This is a genomic window from Streptomyces sp. NPDC031466 (assembly GCF_055581265.1).
The window spans coordinates 764,090-782,114 of the sequence record NZ_JBVIJT010000001.1 but is presented as its reverse complement, the minus strand read 5'-3'; the positions used below and the strand labels follow the sequence as shown (position 1 = coordinate 782,114).

Below are 18,025 nucleotides of genomic sequence, written 5' to 3'. Positions count from 1 at the left end.
CCACATGCACAACCTCGCCCTCGCAGCGTGATCAGACCGCCCCCAGAGCGGCCCTGACCTGCCCGGACGCAACCTTCTGCAACACGCTTTAGGGCCTGTTGCGAAAGTGGCGCGGTCGCCCGAAGGGCGGCCACGCGGCAGGCGCCGCTTCGTATCAGGTTCCGGAGGACCGCTGTCCCTGGGAGCCGTGGGCTGCGAGCGGAAGACTGCGCAGCGACAGTGCGCTCGGCGCTGGCAGCGCTCCGTGGGCCGCCTCGGCGCGGAACGACTGGAGCAAGTACGCCACCAGACGCCGGGACGCCGCACGGTCACCCGGCAGCGCGGTGACGAGACCGCAGTGGGCCAACAGGGCCACGGCAAGGTCGGAGGGGTGGAAGTCGGCCCGCAGCACGCCCGCCGCCTGCGCCCTGCGGACCAGGGTAATGAAGTCCCGCTCGACCTGTTCCCCGAACCTCGTGTGTTCTCGCGTGCTGTCCGGGTAGGCCGCGACGAACGCCGCCGGGAAGCCCCGTTCCTCCCGTTGCAGTTCGCAGACCGTCTCGACCAGTTGCTGGAAGCCCTGCCACGGATCGGGGTCGGCCAGCGCCTCGGTGAGCGCCCGAGCGCAGGTGTCCATCTGGTACGCGAACGCGGCCCGCACCAGGGCGTCCCGCGTCGGGAAACGCCGGTACAGCGTCGCCACGCCCACCCCCGCCCGTCGGGCCACGGTCGCCATGGGCGCGTCGATACCGTGCTCGGCGAAAACCAGGCGGGCAGCCGAGAGGATGCGCCGCCGGTTGCGCCGGGCGTCCGCGCGCAGACCGTCCTGCCCCGCGATCCGAGAGGATTCCCCCACCGCTGTCTCTCACCTCCGGTCAAGTGGACGATCTCGTCCGTTTGCCAGCCTACGCTCGGCGCCACGATCCCCCACAGGGCCACTGGTGGCGAAGGTGAGAGCGCAACGATGAACGACCGCACGATGAAAGCCGTACTGTTCGACCGCTTCGGCGGCCCCGAGGTGCTGTATGTGGGCCGGGTGCCACGTCCCGGACCGGCACCCGGCGAGGTCCTCGTGCGCGTGCGCGCGTTCAGCGTGAACGGCGGCGAACTGGCGGTCCGTTCCGGTCGGGTCCGCCTCGTCACCGGCCGGAAGTTCCCGCAGCGCGTCGGGCTGGACTTCACTGGCGAGATCGCCGCACTCGGCACCGGCGCGACCGGCGTAGCGGTCGGCGACCAGGTGTGGGGCGTCCTGGGCCGCGGCTCCGGATTCGGTAGCGCTGCCGAGTACGTGACGGTACGGCCCGAGCGGCTCGGCCTGGTCCCGGACGGGCTGGACCTCGTGGCCGCTGCCGCGCTGCCGGTGGCCACCACTGCCGTCACGGCCCTCCGCGACAAGGCCGCACTGCGCCCCGGTGAACGGCTGCTTGTACGGGGCGCGGCGGGCGGCGTCGGCAACGCCGCCGTCCAGCTGGGACAGGCGTACGGTGCCGAGGTCACGGCCCTGGCCCGCGCTGCCAACCTCGACTTCGTCCGTACGCTCGGTGCCCACCACGCCGTCGACCACCGGACCGTGTCTCCTGCGGAACTGGGACTGTTCGACGTGGTGCTCGACACGGCGGGCCGCGACCTGCGTACCGTGCGGCGGATGCTGAAGCCGGGCGGACGCATGGTCACCATCGCCCTCGACCTGACGCGGCCCGCCGCCTCGCTGGGCTATATCGCGGCCAGCGCCGTCCACGGACGCGGCCGGGTGCGCTTCTTCAGCGGCAACCCCGAACGTGCGCTCTTCGACGACCTCGCCCGCCAGGTGACAGAGGGGAGGCTGCGGCCGGCGGTGGACACGGTCTTCCCGCTGAAAGAGACAGCGGCCGCACACCGGGCGCTGGAGGCGGGCGGTGTGCGGGGCAAGTACGTGGTCAGGGTCGACTAGGGTTTGTTGGGAAGGTGCTGGTCACAGCCACTCGTTGAGGACTGCAACCAACACGGTCGCCTCGTAGCGGACGGCGAGCTTGTCGTATCTCGTGGCCACGGCCCGGTGGCGCTTGAGGCGGTTGATCCCGCACTCGACGGCATGCCGCTCACGTAGTCGGTTTTGTCGAACTTCGGCGGCCGACCGCCTCGGGCACCGAGCTTCTGGCGGTTGCGGACGCGGTCGGCGGGGACCGGGATAGTCGCCTTGATCCCGCGTCTGCGCAGGTAGGCCCGGTTGCGGCGGGAGTCGTACGCTTTGTCGGCCCGCACCCGGTCCGGCCGCCTGCGGGGCCTGCCCGGACCAAGGCGAGGTACCCGGATGGCTTCCAGGACCGGCTCGAATTGCGGCGAGTCACCCCGCTGGCCGGCTGTGATCACGACGCTCAGCGGCTTCTGCCCCTGCTCGACGGCAAGGTGGATCTTGGTGGTCAGCCGCCTCGGGAACGTCCGAGACCATGGTCGGCCGGCTCAACGGCAATGCCGCCGGGCGGTTCCTTTTGCAGATCCCCTTTTTCGAGGCCCCGGCGGCGTGCTGGTGGGCCCGGCAGACGGTGGAGTCGATATTCACGTCCCAGGTGATCAGGCCCTTCGCGTCCGCCTGAGCTTGGAGCTGAGTGACGAACCTGGCCCAGGTGCCATCGCGCTGCCAGCGCCGGAACAGGTCGTAGACCCGCTCCCAGGGCCCGTAGCGTTCCGGCACATCACGCCAGGGAGCACCGGTACGGGTCCGCCACCGAATGCCGTCTATCAGCTGCCGTCGCGTCCACACCGGCGGACGGCCCGGCTTGATGCCCTGCGGCAACATCGCTACCCGTCTCCCCGACACGGACCGCGACCTCGCCGGCCATTTGCTGGCGTTCGCGTCGTGAGCCATCGCGGCGTGCAAGCTCGGTGGCGGTGAGACGCCGGGTAGTAGCGCCCTACTGCGGATGAGTCTCCTCGACCACCCAGGACAGGTACGCCTCCGACCCTCCGGTCACAGGCAGCGTGATCCACTGGGGGACGTCATACGGATGCCTTTCGTGCAGCCATGCCTCCAGTGCCGGGAGACGGTCCGTAGTAGTCATGTACGAGATCCGCCACTCCTGCGCTGTCTCGACCTCCCCCTTCCACCAGTAGAAGGCGGTGATCGGCGCATCGATGTGAACGCCCGCTGCCAGTTTGCTCTCGACCGCTCCCCGGGCCAGCGCCTTCGCCTGGCCCTTGTCGTCGCTGGTCGTCTGCGCGATCACAATCTCGTGGGCCATGCAATTGCCTCTCCAGCGCGGGTACCTCGACCCTACCCAGCCGTCCAGCGAATGCCGACAGCCGGTCGCATCGCGGTCGGCCTTGCGTGTGCCATCGCTGGGGACCAAACCTGGGGACCAGTGCCACGTGCACGCATTTTCGTGCCGCTTGGGCGCCTGGGGAGTAAGCGAGAAGAAGTTGAGTGCCAACAGCTTTGGCCTCGGCGGCGAGAGAGCCGAGTCCCGCGTATGCGGCGATGTGTGTCAGTCCTCGGCTCTAAGCTGGCGAGGCGGAGGATTGGGGGAGGTCATGCAGGAATACTCGTGGGCTGATGTGCCGCTCGGACCGTTTGAAGGCACGCGGATCACGCTGTACTCAGCCCGGGGGAAAAACGCCAGACTGCACGTTGCCAGAGCATGCAGGCAGCTTCGTACGTCTGACGTGAAGACCGCACAGGTCGCTTTGGATGCGGAGGTGATGGGACGGCTGTGCTCTCGCTGCACGGAGCGGGGATCGTGGGCACGGCCGACGACCGCGTTGGGGATGTTCCTCCGGGCGCTCGGCGGAGTGGGCCTGCTCCATCAGCTGCAGTCCTACACCGAACCTGACGAGGACGAGTGCTGGACACAGGAAGAGGTACAAGCTGCCGCTGAAGTCCTGCGTTCGGATGCGGAGGCGACGGATGACGGCGGGGAGGACGTGCGCGAGGACGCGGAGCGCCTGCAGGGGCTGGTCTTCTCCTACTGGCACGGGGCGGCGGAGAGCCTGCACCGGGCTCAGTCCATCCTCGCCTCCTTCCCTTGGCTTGAGGACTGGGCGCAGCGGGCGTTGGAGACGAAGGCGGAGTTCCTGGAGACCTTGCGCTCTCAGGCGGCCCTGTTCGTCGAGCCGGCGGGACTGCTCGTGGCTGCGGCGGCGGCAGCGATGGAGCGGCCCCGGCTTTCCGGAGAGGACCCGGCCTTCGCGGTACTGGGCAGCAGCGACAAGATCTCCACGGCGCTGAACGCGCTGTGGCGTCGGTGGCAGGGTGCGGCCGAGAGTAGTTGGGTGGGGTCTCCAGCTCGCTCGTACATGTCTCACTACCTTGTGCAGGGCATCCGCAGCAACCGGAAGGGTCATGACGATGCGCTGGCTGGGGCGGCACGTCTGATCGACTCCTGGGAGGCCCAGGCTCGCGCTCTGGCTGCATCGGCTGAGGGCAAGCCGACGCAGCGTGTCACCGCGCGCCTGCCCGAGGCCACTGAGGAGACGGCACGAGGGGTGCGGGGAGGACTGCTCGAAGGGCTGGATTCGTGGACGCAGGGTGTCGTGGCCACGTGGGTCGTGGGCGCGGACTGGGGGCGCCGTACGCTCACGCTTGACGTTCCTGCCCTCATCGCGGAAAGGCTGCACGCCCCGTCCAGTGACGTGGCGTGCGAACCGCCCCGCGAAGAGGCCGATGCGATCGAACCTAGTCGCACCCCAGCTGATCGGCCGAGTTCAATCCGCCCCGGGGTCTTCGACGACACCCCGGTCTTCGACCGGCAACCTGTCACTGCCGAACACATCCGCGTACTGCGGACCTTCACTCGCAGTTCTGACGAGCTCTACATTGTCGTCTCGGTGAGTGGCGGAGTCGAAGTCCTGCCTCTTGACGTGGTGGAGAGGAGGCTTGGGCAGGGGTGGAGCGGAGTTCTCGTCGCAGGTGCCTCCGATCTTCCGGAGAGCCTGATCGGAACGTGGGCTCAGGCCGCCAGCTCCGAGCTCGAGGCGGGCGGGAGCCAGTGGACGGGTGGTTGCAGTGACGCTCACGATCTGCACTTCGGCGAAGAGTTCGGAGGCATCGACGGTGCGCGTCAGACCGTTCGCCGCACCTACTTCGACGCCGATCGGGCACGCAACCTACGCCTGCTCGCCTTGACGCGAGGAGTGCACGATCTGCGAACCCTCGACGCAGGCAGCGAGCGGATGCTGCCCTTGGCCGTGTGGGAGGGGACGCTCGCCAGCGACCGGCTGGACCTCGCGCCCTTCAGGCAACCCGGTGCTGACCGGTGGCACCGTGGTAGCGGTCTTCCTCTGGGGCCTTTGGCTGTAGCCCAGATCTACACCACGAACGCGGATCCGCAGATCGAAGGAAAGGGCCACTCACCTCTGTGCCGTCACGCCAGGGAACGCGGTGTCGCAGCCAACGACGATCTTCTGACCGTCACTGACCTGCTTGCGAGAGACGACTTCGACTGGTGCGGCAAGTGTGGCGGTTACGCCGTACGCAGGCTGACCGACAGCCAGGTCTCGTTCTACCGTGCCGCCCACCGACTCCACGCCATCACAGGGCAACTCGACCGGGGCAGGAGTCACGACGATGCTGACACGGTGCTCTCACAGCTGGAGGAACTGGCGGATTGGAAGCCGATCGACGAAGAGGGCTGGTACACCAGCGATTCCTGGCGGTGGCACGAGGCCATCAGGAACCTCAAACGTAAGGTCGAGAGGGCCCGTCGGGACGAGATCTCCTGAGATGTCGGATGGGGATCGGGATCCTCCACGAGAGGCTGATCCCTCTGGTCTGCGTCATTGCCGTGGGGACCAGTTGGGGACCACACGGTGCTCGCGCACCTGAACAGCGTGCGCGGAGATGCACGTTCCGCATCCTGGTCTTGCCTGATATGTGCAGGTAGTTCCTGTGGTCCTCACTCCTGGGGGTCAAGGGGTCGCAGGTTCAAACCCTGTCGTCCCGACTCGAAAGAGTCGCAGATCAGGGGCCGTTTCAGAGCAATCTGAAACGGCCCCTGATCGTTTTGGGGGCAGTGGGGGGCCAGCTCCCTTGGCCGTGTCGGCGGGTGACCGCGAGCGGGTCCGGACCGGGTGAGTCCCGAGTGCTCGTACCCGGAACCGAGCGGACCCGCGCGGTCAAGCGGCAGATGACGGTTCGCGCCTGGTCATGTGGAGACGGGGGTCTCGGCCGCAGGCTTGGGAGCGGTGCCGGCGGCGGTTCGGTGCCGAGACGGCCCGGCGGGCGGATGCAGTCGAAGACGACGTCGCAAGGGCGCCGGGAGCCACCAGTTGGCGCGCCCCGCCAGCTTCATGACGGCCGGCACCATCAAGGGGCGGATCACCACCGTGTCCAGAAGGACGGACAGGGCCACGGTGACAGCGATGATCTTCATCTGGAGGACGTCCGTCACCGCGAGCGCCAGCAGGACGACCAGAACCACGGCGGCAGAGGCGGTGAACAGTGGCGCTGCGGCCTGCAGCCCCTCAGCCGTGGCTCGGGCGGTGTCACGGGTGCGGCCGTACGCCTCGGTGATGCGGGCCAGGAGCAGGATCTCGTAGTCCATGGACAGGCCGAAAGCGAGAAAGAACGCGATGAAAGGCAGCATGAGGTCGGTGGTACCGGTGACGGTGAAGTCGCCCACCAGGTAACGCAGGTGGCCCTGCTGGAAGATGTGGACCATCGCACCGAACGTGGCCGTGAGACTGAGCAGGTTGATCAGCGAGGCCTTGAGCGGCAGGAAGAGGCTACGGGTGAAGACGACCAGCAGGGCCAGGGTCGCGAGGACCACGACGACCAGGGCTGCGGGCAGTCGCTGGAGGGCAGCGGCGCGGGTGTCGAGGAAGTCCGCCGTGGCTCCGCCGATGAGGACGGGAGCGGGGGCCGGCTGGGCGCGGATGGCGTGCAGGAGGTCGGCGGCGGCAGCACTGTAGGGCCGGGGTGTCGAGCTGATGGCCAGCCAGGTGCCGGACGGCAGGGTGAACCGCCGTACTGCCGCGCACGGGTGCTTCGCGGCCGCATCGGCGGCGGTGGGATCGCACCGGGCACCGACGGGCTTGCCGTCCACGTAGGTGCCGGTCGCGGTGCGCAGCCCCTGAACACCCGGAAGCTCGGAGAGACGGCGGGCGTAGGCGTCGAGCCGGTGTGCGGCATCGGGGTCGGCGGGACGCCGGCTGGGCAGGACGACGTCGATTTCGCTGCCTACCTGCGGGAAGCCGGAACGTAGGTCCTCCATGGCGGCGACGACGGGTGAGTCGGTGGGCAGAGCCCGTTCGTCGCTCAGGTCGAAGGTCACGTCACGGAACGGCAGCGCGAGCACGAGAAGCAGTGCACCGGTCAGCGCGAGGACGGCGAAGGGGTGGCGCATGACGGCCATGGCCAGGGTGTGCCAGCGGGCCGCGGATCGGGCGGCACGCCGACGGCGGGCGAGGAGGTCACGACTGGCCAGACGTTCGCCGAGGCAGGCGAGGGCCGCCGGGACGATCAGGACAGACGCCGCAGCGGCCAGCAGCACGACGCTGATGCCGGCCATCGCCAGGGAGTGCATCAGCGGGAGCGGCAAGAGGAGGAGGCCCAGCAGCGAGACGGCCACGACGCCTGCGGAAGTGAGGACGGTACGCCCTGCGGCGCCGACGGCTCGGACCACCGCCTCGGGGTGCGGGCGGCCGTCGGCCCTCTCCTCCCGATAGCGGGCGATGAGGAAGAGGCTGTAGTCCACGGCCAGGGCCAGGCCGACGGCTGTGGTGAGGCTGAGGGCGAAGGTGGAGACGGGCGTGACGGCGGCGAGGGCACGCAGGATCGCGGTGGTGCCGGTGATGGCGACGGCACCGACCGCGAGGGGAAGGACAGCTGCCGGGATGCTGCCGAACACCAGGAGGAGCACCACGAGGGTGACGGGCATGGCCAGCAGCTCCGTGCGCAGCAGATCCTCCTCGCTATGTCGCTGGAACGCGCGGGTGACGGCGGCCTCGCCCGCGGCCCGCAGTTCCAACGGCCCGTGCGGCGCGGCGGCGCCGGCCAGGACGTGTTCGGTGGCGTCGTGCCGGACCCGCTCGTCGGCATCGAGCCAGACGGCGACGAGGGCCGAACGGCCGTCGGCGGCGCGCAGCAGTACATCGGGCGAGGGCGGGGAGGTGGAAACGCGGGCGGTCGAACCAAGGGGACCGGTCCAGTAGGAGTCGACGCCGGTGACGCCGGGTACGCGGCGCAGGTCCTCCGCGAGACGGGTACCGGCGGTGCGCGTGGCCGGCTCGTCGACGGACCCGGTGGTGCGGGCCAGGAGCAAAAGGGGCGGCATGCCTCCGTGGGGTGACTGCGCCAACCGCTCGCGTACTTGGGCCGCCGGGGTGTTCTCGGCAAACCAGCCGCCGCTGCCCAAGTGTGCGGAGACTCCGGCGGACAGCAGGCCCGTGAGCACGACGAAGAGTGCGGCGACGACCAGGACGAGCCGGTTGCGGCGCGCGGCCCATCGGGCGAGCGCGGCGAGGGAGCCCGGGGTGTGCGAGCGGTCGGGGTGCAGGGACGGCTCGCACATCACGGTTGCCTCTCTACTGCAGGTGTAAGGGTCGGCGGGGCAGGGGGGTGAGCCCCTAGTGCGGGCCCGGCACGGTCAGAGCCGGTGCGGTCGAACTGGGCGTGGCCGGCGCCGGCACGGTCGGGGTCTGGTGGCCGAGGCGGATCAGGGCGCGGCGGGCGAGGTCGGTGATGCCTTGGGCGTTGAGGAATTCCAGGGTCGGCAGTTCGCAGCCCAGACGCCGGCGTGCGGCGACGACGGCTTCGACGGCCATCAGCGAGTCCAGGCCGAGCTGGTCCAGGCGGCGATCGCGGTCGAGCCGGGCGGGGTCGGTCTGCAGGATCTCGGCCAGAACCTGGGTGATGGCGTCCGCCGCCAGGGTGAGCGCTTCGTCGGGGGTGGCGGTGGCCAGGTGGTGGCGCAGCTGATCGGGTCCGTCGTCCTGGGGGGTGTGGAGAGGGATGAGACCGGCGAGGCGGGGGGTCTGCACGGCCGGCATCATGCTGCGGATCCGGGCCCAGTCGATCCTGGCGACGGCGGTGACGTCGACGTCCCGGGCGACCGCGTCGGTGAGGGCGGTGCAGGCCTCGGCGGGGGAGAGGTTGTCCAGACCGAGGCGGGCGAGCATGTCGGTGATGCCGTGGCGTGCGGCGTAGCCGGTGTCGCCGACGGCGCCCCAGGCCACGGTCGTACCGGTCAGACCGGCGGCGCGCCGGGCGCGGGTGAGTGCTTCGACGCAGGCGTTGGCGGCGGTGTAGTTGGCCTGGTAGGAGTTGCCGAACCAGGCGGTGACCGACGAGCAGGTCGCGAACAGGTGGAGGTCGCGGTTGCGGATGAGCGTGTCCAGGGTGGCCGCGCCGAGCATCTTGGGTCCCAAAACGGTGCGCAGACGTTCGTCGGTGAGTTCGGCCAGCGGCGCGTCGTCCAGGACCATCGCGGCGTGGATCACCCCGCCCAGGGGGAAGCCGTCGGCGTCGATGGTGGCGAGTGTCCGGCGCAGGTCCTCTTCGCGGGTGATGTCGGCCCCGTGGGCCGTGGCGGTGGCGCCGCGCTCGGCGAGCGTCTGGATCAGCTGGGAGGCGCCGGGGGTGTCGGGGCCCCGGCGGCCCAGGAGGGCGAGCCGGCGTGCGCCGTGGTCGACGAGATGGTGGGCGAGGGCTGCGCCGAGGCCGCTGAGTCCGCCGGTGACCAGGTAGGTAACGTGCGGGGAGAGCTGCAGGGGCGGGTGGACGCGCTCCAGGGCAGGGGGCTCCTCGAAGGTGATGATGACCTTGCCGACATGACGGGAGCGCTGCAGGACGCGCAGTGCCTCGCTGATCCGGGTGGCCGGGTAGGTCAGGTGCAGCAAGGGGCGGTAGGTTCCGTCCGCGATGAGCTGGGCCGTTTCGTCGAAGCAGGCCCCGGCCTGGGGCAGGCGGCCGGAGATGAGCTGGTAGGCGTCCACGCCGAAGAAGGCGATGTTGTTGGCGAAGGGCCGCAGTGCCAGGGGGGTTGAGGTGTAGATGTCGCGCTTGCCGAGTTCCAGGAAGCGTCCGCCCGGCCGCAGGAGTTCCAGGGTGCGGCTGATGGCCTCTCCCGCCAGGGAGTTGAGGACGACGTCGACGCCCTGCCCACCGGTGAGGTCGCGGACGTGCTCGGAGAAGTCCAGGGTGCGGGAGTCCAGGACATGGCGGACGCCGAGCATGCGCAGCAGGTCGCGTTTGGCAGGGGTGCCGGCGGTGGCGATGACGTGGACGCCGCGGGCCCGGGCGAGGTGGAGGGCGGCGAGGCCGATGCCTCCGGCGGCGCCGTGGACGAGGACCGTCTCGCCCGCCCGGAGACGTGCGAGGCGCTCAAGGGCGTGGTGGACGGTGAAGTAGACCACCGGCAGGGTCGCGGCTTCGGTGAACGACATGCCGTCGGGGATGGTTCCGACGAGACGGGCGTCGACACTCACGTGGGAGCTGAGGCTGCGGGGCGCGAGCGCGTAGACGCGGTCGCCCTTTGCCAGGTGGGTGACGTTGGCGCCGACCGCGGTGACCGTGCCGGCGCATTCCAGGCCCAGGGCCGGTCCGTCCGGCAGCGGTGTCTCCGCGCCCGGGGGCAGGAGGCCGACGGCGAGCATGACATCGCGGTAGTTGAGGGCGGCCGCCGCGACGGCGATGGTGACCTCGTCGTCGGCGGGCTGCTGCGGCCGGTCCGGGGTCCAGGTGAGCCGGGGGCGCAGGCCGGCGTCGTGCAGGCGCAGCGTGAAGGGCGTCGAGTCGGGGGCGCCTGGTGCGGAGCTGGAGGTGGGTCGGGGGACGGTACGCGGGACGAAGCGGCCGCCGCGGGTCAGGACGACTTCGTCCTCATCGGTGGGCTGGAGCAGTTCGGCCGCCAGGCGCCGCGCGTCGTGGGCGGGCCGGGACCCGGCGTCCAGGGAGATGCGGCGGACGGTCAGATGGGGGATCTCGTTCGCCAGGGATCGGGTGGCGCCCCACAGCGCCGCGTCCTGAGGAGCGCCCGGCCGTTCGGGGGAGGGGTGGATGCCGCTGGGCCGGGTGACGATCCACAAGTTGGCCGCGGCCCCGGTCGGGAGGAGCGAACCGGTTTCGGCGAGCTTCCGCAGCACACCGAGTCGGGCGACGGCTTGGTCGCACATTTCGGCGGGGCTGTCGCCGGGATGGGCGTCGAAGACCAGGACCGTGTGCGGGGGCTGTTGCTCCCCCGCGTCCTGCGCCCAGTGGCGAGGCGTCTGGTCCAGGTCGGCGACGCGGACATCGGCGCCCGCCTCGACGAGCACGTCGACGAGGTCGCGCAGCAGGTCGCCGTCGGGATTCTCCCCGGCCAGCAGCCAGCGCGCGGCCGGGGCGGCGGGCGGCGTGAGGGGGGCGAGGAGGGCGGTGGTGCGGGTCGCGCGGCGGGCGCAGAGCACCGAGTACTCAAGGTCCGCCAGGGCCTGGTCATGTCCGAGTTGGGCGACCTCGTCGAAGCCGCACTCGCGCAGCAGTGGTGCCCATGCCTCCCCCGGCAGCAGAGGGGAGTCCTCGCGCAACGGCGCGTCGGTGAAGTCCCAGAATCCCTCAAGGGTGCCGAAGCAGGGGGCCAGCAGACCGGGTTCGTGGGTCTCGTGGGCGAGGAGTTGTCCGCCGTCGGCGAGGAGGTGGGCGATGCGGGCGAGCGTCGCGCGCAGGTCTCGGGTGGCGTGCAGGACGTTGGTGGCGATCACCACGTCGAAGGAGCCCGCGGTGAAGCCCTGCTCGGCCGGGTCCTGGTTCAGGTCCAGGCAGCGGTAGTCGACGAAGTCGAAGTCGGCGAAGCGGGCCTTGGCAGGTGGGAAGAAGCCGGCGGACAGGTCGGTGAAGGTGTAGGCGGTGCGCTCGGGCGGCAGGTGGGGCAGGAGCAGGGCTGTGCTGCTGCCGGTACCGGCACCGACCTCCAGGACGCGCAGCGGCCGGTCCTCGGGCCAGGTGCGCACCTGTTCCCGTACCAGGGCCAGCAACAGCTGATTGTGGAAGCGGGGTTGGACGGCGTCGCTGTAGAAGTACTCGATCAGGTGGCGGTCGGGTTCGTCGAAGAGCAGCGTCAGTGGATCTTGGTTGCCGCGCAGGACATCGGCCAGGTGCAGACAGCACCGGCCGAACAGGGACGTCTCGATCGCGTGCTGGGGAAAGTCGCGTACGAGTTCCTGGAACAACTCCCTCGCCGAAGGGCCGTCGTTGTCGGGAAGGCGCCACCGGGCAGGGCGGCCGGCTGCGGCCTGCTGGGTCTGGCGCAGCAGACCGCGGGTGGCATGGGCAAGTAGCTCGGCCAGGCGGGCGTGGCGCGGTTGCATGCCGCCTGCCACCAGATCATCGGTGTCGAATTCGCTCTGCCCCGCCGGCAGCAGCCGGGCGAAGGCGTCGGCGGTCAGGCGTGCGCAGCACTCGCGTAGCCGCCGCAGCCCGGCTTCGTGCCCTTCCTCGCGCCAGGTCTTCTCCAGCCGGTCGCGGTGGGGGAGACACGCCTGCGCCAGGACGGTGGGCGAGGGCAGGGGGCCGGGCAGTGCCGGGTCGGCGGTCCCCGGAGCGGCGCGCAGCACGTTGACGAGGTGCTGCACGGGTTCGGTGGGGGTGTTGCCCATGCGGCGCAGTCGGCAGCCGGTGAGCTGGAGACAGATGTGGCCGTCGGTGTCGGACAGGGTGATGTCCCAGCACGTCTCCTGGGGGTTGCTCTCTCGCAGGCGTACGTGGATCAGGCCGCTCCGCGGCGGGGTGTGCCACAGACGCAAGGCTTCGACGGCGACCGGCAGAAACGGCAGGTACTCGCCGTCGACGCTGGTCAGGCAGCCGCCTGCCTGGAGTGCGCCGTCCAGGAGCGCAGGGTGGACGTGGTAGCCGTCGGCGGGTTCGCCCAGGGTGTAGGAGGCGAGGGCTTCCCCGTCGTGCAGCCGCAGCTCCGTGAGGACCTGGAAGGCAGGGCCGTACACGAGGCCGGCGCGCCGGGCACGGGCGTAGTGCTCGGCGCCGTCCATGGTGGTGTGGAGGCGCGAGCGCAGGTCGGCGAGGTCGACGGGGGGCGGCGTGGCGGCCAGCAGCCGTCGCACGCGGGCACGGGCGTACGGCTGCCAGGGCAGGTCGTCACCGGTACGCGCGGCAATCGTCAGGGCCTGGTCGCCTTCGCTGAGGGAGACCTGTAGGCGCACGTCGGCGGCCTCGTCGTCCCAGGGCACATCGAGGGCGCGGGTGATGAGCAGATGATTGACCTCGACGGGGGCGTCGTGGACGAGCCCGCCTGCGGCAAGGGCCATCTCCAGGTAGGCAGCGGCGGGCATGACGACGGAGCCTGCGACCCGGTGGTCGGCCAGCCACGGCAACCGGGTGGGCTCCACCAGGTTGGACCAGCCGGGCTGCTGCACGGGGACGCGTGCCCCCAGCAGAGGGTGTTGAACGGGGGTCGTCTCGCCGGAGACGCGCAGCCACCACTGGGGGTCGCCGTGCCAGTGCCGCTCGCGCTGCCAGGGATAGGCCGGCAAGTCGCTCGTGCGTCCGGGCCGAGGGAAGAAGGTTTCCCATTGGACTTGGGCGCCGGCGGCCAGTACGTGGGCCGCTGCGGTGTCGACGGCGGCAGGCCCCGGCACGGCCCGAGCACAGGTGGCCGTGACCAGTGCCGGTCGTTCCAGGCCCTTGATCGCCTTGCGCAGGTAGGGACGCAGGACGGGATGGGGGCCGATGTCGACGAAGATGTCGTGGCCGGCGTCGAGCAGCGTGTGCAGGGCGGGTCCGAACAGCACGGGCTCACGGACGTTGCGCCACCAGTACCCGGCGTCAAGGTCCTCGCCCGGGCAGAGGGCGCCGGTGACCGTCGAGACGAAGGGGAGAACGGTGGCGTCGGGACGCAGGCCCTCCAGGCAGGTGAGGAGGCCGTCCCGTACGGGGTCCATGGCTCGGCTGTGGAAGGCGTGGTCCAGCTCCAGCATGCGGAAGAAGACCGCGCGCAGCTCCAGGTCCGCGCCCAAGGCGCGGAGGTCTTCTTCGGGACCGCAGATGGTGACGTCCTGGTCGCCGTTGACGGCGGCGATCTCCAAACTGCCGGCATACGGGGCGAGTTCCTTGGTCGCCTCCTCCGCCGACAGGCCGACCGCGGCCATGCGGCCTCGGCCGCGGGTGGCTGCCTGAGCACGGCTGCGTTCGGCGACCACCCGGGCGGCGGCAGGCAGGTCGAGGGCGCCGGCGATGTGGGCTGCGGCGATCTCGCCGACGCTGTGGCCCAGGACCGCGGCCGGACGGATGCCGCGGGCCTCGAACAGTTCCACCAGAGCGATCTGGAAGGCGAACAGCAGCGGCTGGGCGATCTCGGTGGCCTCGATGCGCGCAGGGTCGGCCGCGGCCATCTCCTCACGCACCGACCAGCCCAGATGGGGCCGCAGAGCGTCATCGACCCGGTCGAGCGCTGCCCTGAAAACGGGCTCCTCGCGCAGCAGGTCCACCCCCATGCCGGCCCACTGGGAGCCGTTGCCGCCGAAGGCGAACACCACGCGGCCGTCCGTCACCGCCTGTTCCGTGGCGGTGGCGGCGGGCAGGGGCAGCGCCCCCTGGCCGACGGCTTCCAGGGCTTCGGCCGCCCCCCGGGCGGCGGAGGCCAGGACCACGGCCCGGTGCGGGTGCAGGGTACGACGGCGTGCGGCCGTCCACGCCACGTCGTAGAACCCTTCGGGGGTCTCCTCCCGCAGCCGCCGGGCCATGCGAACGGCCGCGGCCTCCAGCGCCTCCGGGGTGCGGGCCGAGACCACTACCGGCAGCACACCCTCAGGGAGCTCACTCGGATCGGTGACAGGGACAACGGGCGCGGTGGCCAGGACGACGTGGGCGTTGGAGCCTCCGAAGCCGAAGGAATTGACGCCGACGACCGGTCGCTGCCCGGCAAGGGGCCTGTTTTCGGTGCACGGATCGAGCTGCCAGCCCTGGAAGTCGATGTGCGGGCTGAGCGGCTGCGCGTGCAGGGTCGGCGGGATGCGGCGGTGCCGGAGGACGAGCAGGGCTTTCATCAGTCCGGCCATGCCGGAAGCGGCCTCCAGGTGACCGGTGTTGCTCTTGACCGATCCGATCGGCAGTGGCCCGATCGTGCGGCGGGTGCCCAGGGCGCGGCCGATGGCGTCGCACTCGATCGGGTCGCCCACCGGTGTGCCCGTGCCGTGGGCCTCCAGATAGGACAGGTCGTCGGCGCTCACGCCGGCCTGGGCGTAGACCCGTTCCAGCAATGCTGCCTGCGCCCGGGCGCTGGGAAGTGCCAGCCCGGTGGTGCTGCCGTCGCTGTTGACGCCGCTCGCCAGGATCACTCCATGGACGCGGTCGCCGTCGGCAAGCGCGTCGGACAGAAGTTTGAGGGCCACCACGCCCCCGCCCTCCGCACGCACGTAACCGTCCGCCTCCGACGAGAAGACACGGCAGCGGCCGGTCGGCGACAGCATGGAGGCGGCCGAGAAGCCGGTGAAGCCGAACGGACTGAGCAGGACGCTCACTCCTCCGGCCAGAGCCATCCGCGCTCGGCCCGTGCGCAGCGTCTCGCACGCCTGGTGCAGAGCGGTCAGGGCCGAGGAGCAGGCGGTATCCACCGTCATGCTCGGCCCGTGCCAGTCGAGCAGGTGGGAGATGCGGTTGGCGGCGTTGGTGGCCGCCAGCCCAGCCATCGAGTACGCGTTGGGCGCGTCACCGCCGGTGGACTGCAAGTCGGCGTAGTCATGACTCGACATGCCGACGAACACCGCCGTGTCGGAGCCGGTGGTGGTGATCTGGTCGATTCCGGCGTCGTCCAGGGCCTCGACCGCCATCTCCAGCAGCAGCCGGTGCTGCGGATCCATGCGTGCCGCCTCGCGCGGTGAGACCCGCTGGAAGTAGCCGTTGTCGAAACCGGTGACGTCCTGGAGGAATCCGCCCGCCGCTGTGTAGCTCTTGTTGCTCCTGCGCCGCTCGGTGTCGACGAACCGCTCGGGATCGAAACGGTCCGGCGGGACCTCACCCACCAGGTCACGACCCTCCCACAGGGCATTCCACAGGTCCTGCGGTCCGTCGATGCCGCCCGGTAGCCGGCACGAGAGGCCCACGATCGCCACGGCAGGCCTGTCAGGGTTTCTGGGGGCCACGGTCACGGAGTTCTCCCGGTGCACGAAAAAGAAGGGGGTGTGGGCAGCAAAAGATGCCTGCAGGCGCCGGCACATGAAGGGTGCTTTCGCCGCAGAAGACGCCGTGATCATAGGGAGAGCGGCGAACGGTTTTGCACGCGTCGCGGCGTGCGGGTGAAAGCCAGAAGCAATTCCGGAGCGCACAGGGGGTGAATTTGGCGGGTCCGGCGGCCCCGGGGCAGCTCCGCCCTTCACCCCTGAGCGTGAAGTTCGTGGCTCTCCCACGCCACTGACGTGCAGAAACGTCGTGCTGGCGTCAACCGGTCACCTGTCGATCCCGGAAGGGTGACGGCAGATAGGTGTCCCTTTGGGCCGCCGGTATGGTCACCGACGTCCTGAGCCCGTACCCATTTGCGGCTGCTCGCACGTCCACGGCAACGAACCTGTCATCGCCGCGCTTTCGCGTGCCGCGCCCGGCCGATGCAGGCCACTTCATGAGGCAGCCGCAACACTTTCGAAAGGTAGGCCATGAGCAGTTCACCGGTCGCCGTACCCGCCGTCCGAACCGATGTCACCGCTTGCGGCTGGTGGCGTCCATGCACCGTCCAGGTCATCGGCGCGGTGCCGGCGGGACAGCACGCGCTGCGGTCCTTCCTGGACCGCCTGGTCGCCTCCTTCGAGGTGCAGGGCCATACCGTCCTGGACCGTTCCCATGGCGATGTCGACCTGATGCTCATGTGCGGGCAGATCCCCGAGGGGCCGCAGCCTCTGCGGGAGAGGATCCCCGAGGGCTTTCCGCCGCTGAGTGCGCTGCTGCGCCAACAGCATGGCCTGCGCCGCAACCCCCGCCATGTCGTCGCCGTGGTCGAGGTGCCCGAACGACTCAGCGCACTGCCTCACGCAGAGGTGGTCGCCACCGCCCGCACGGCCATGGGCAGGCTCGGCGCGGCCAAGGTCCTGTTCGTGTCCCGCGGGGATGCTGCCGGTCAGGTGGGGGAGGTGACGTTCTGCAACATGGAGGGCGGCCATCCCACCGAGGTCACGGACATCGCCGACCGCATGCGTGATCGGCTGGTCACCGCGGCATGCGCCCGGCAGGTCGCCGAGGACTACGACACCATTCGCGACGCCATCACCGCCGAGGCGTGGCAGGCCGGCACCGCACCTGAGCAACTGGCGCGTGCCGGCCGACGGATGGGCGAGCTGGGACTGCTGCCGGCGCCGGTGAAGGTGTCCGACTTCGTCTCCGACCAACTGGCCGACATGTACGAGGTCTACATGGGGATGCGAGGCTTCAGCGAAGGCATGCTGTTCGCCTTCGACCCCGATCTCGACTGCCTGGTGGTCAGCGCCTCGGGTTCCTGGGACGTCGACAAGCGCAACCTGACACGAGAGCAGACCGTGGCCGTCGAGCCGCGCCTGGCCGAGGGCCGGCGTCTGCGTGTCCTGGCCCCCAGCGGCATGCTGCCGATGCAACCATCAGTGGAGACCTGGGAGATCTGCGCCCTGATGGAAGCCTGCCCCACCGTCCGCGTCACGAAGGACCCGTCAGGCACCTGGGTGCTGGACCCCGACGGAGAACGCGAGGTACCTCTCATCCGGGCCGGCATCCATGCCCATGTCGGTGTCGTCTCCAGCGACCACACGGTGATCGAGACCGTCGAGGCGGACCGCGTGCAGTTCCCCTACGGCTTCGGCTGCGGTACCGACTTGACTGTCGAGATTGCCCGCGACACCGTTCGCCGTTCACACGCCGTCAACGATCCGGCCGACCCGCGCGCCTACGTGCGCTGGCCCCTGCTGTACCACGGGGAGATGGCCGTCGAACTGTGGAAGCCCGGTCTGCCCGCCCAGCCCTTCCAAGGGCTGCTCGACCTGTACGGCACGGCCGTTCGGTTCACACCCGACGATGTCCCCCAGCCGGTATGAGTGGCGTTTTGCACTGGCGCCGCCCGCGCAGGGCTCAGCACCCGGGGGGTCGCACCGTGGCCCTCCATGACCCGGGCGCCGCGACGTGAACCTG

Annotated in this window: 7 protein-coding genes and 1 pseudogene; 3 read left to right on the top strand and 5 right to left on the bottom strand. The window is 70.3% G+C overall.

The features are described 5' to 3' along the window. Positions 1 to 154: 154 nt before the first annotated feature. Positions 155 to 835, bottom strand: a complete 681-nt coding sequence (locus ACZ5GP_RS02870; RefSeq protein ID WP_468749059.1) for a TetR/AcrR family transcriptional regulator — start codon at positions 833 to 835, stop codon at positions 155 to 157. Between the two features lie 108 nt (positions 836 to 943). On the opposite strand from ACZ5GP_RS02870, the gene ACZ5GP_RS02865 reads away from it, so the two are divergent. Further along, positions 944 to 1,909, top strand: coding sequence for an NAD(P)-dependent alcohol dehydrogenase (locus ACZ5GP_RS02865; protein WP_468749058.1), 966 nt, complete (start codon positions 944 to 946; stop codon positions 1,907 to 1,909). 21 nt (positions 1,910 to 1,930) lie between these two features. Here the strand turns inward: ACZ5GP_RS02865 and ACZ5GP_RS02860 are convergent. Together ACZ5GP_RS02860 and cutA are read right to left on the bottom strand one after the other, a co-directional pair. Then, positions 1,931 to 2,824, bottom strand: a pseudogene (locus tag ACZ5GP_RS02860) (IS5 family transposase). Between the two features lie 46 nt (positions 2,825 to 2,870). Beyond that, on the bottom strand, positions 2,871 to 3,197 hold the full coding sequence (cutA, locus tag ACZ5GP_RS02855) for a divalent-cation tolerance protein CutA (protein WP_468749057.1): 327 nt from the start codon (positions 3,195 to 3,197) through the stop codon (positions 2,871 to 2,873). 289 nt (positions 3,198 to 3,486) lie between these two features. Between cutA and ACZ5GP_RS02850 the strand changes: the two genes are divergently transcribed. Next, on the top strand, positions 3,487 to 5,673 hold the full coding sequence (locus ACZ5GP_RS02850; RefSeq protein ID WP_468749056.1) for a hypothetical protein: 2,187 nt from the start codon (positions 3,487 to 3,489) through the stop codon (positions 5,671 to 5,673). 422 nt (positions 5,674 to 6,095) lie between these two features. Here ACZ5GP_RS02850 and ACZ5GP_RS02845 read toward each other — a convergent pair whose 3' ends face one another. Beyond that, the gene (locus ACZ5GP_RS02845; protein WP_468749055.1) at positions 6,096 to 8,462 is read right to left on the bottom strand and encodes an MMPL family transporter; all 2,367 of its coding nucleotides are present in this window, start codon (positions 8,460 to 8,462) and stop codon (positions 6,096 to 6,098) included. Between the two features lie 55 nt (positions 8,463 to 8,517). Further along, entirely contained in the window at positions 8,518 to 15,993 is a 7,476-nt protein-coding gene (locus tag ACZ5GP_RS02840; RefSeq protein ID WP_468749054.1) for an SDR family NAD(P)-dependent oxidoreductase, read from the bottom strand. A gap of 537 nt (positions 15,994 to 16,530) precedes the next feature. Here ACZ5GP_RS02840 and ACZ5GP_RS02835 point away from each other — a divergent pair. Next, positions 16,531 to 17,931, top strand: a complete 1,401-nt coding sequence (locus ACZ5GP_RS02835) for a hypothetical protein (protein WP_468749053.1) — start codon at positions 16,531 to 16,533, stop codon at positions 17,929 to 17,931. The last annotated feature ends 94 nt before the right edge of the window (positions 17,932 to 18,025 follow it).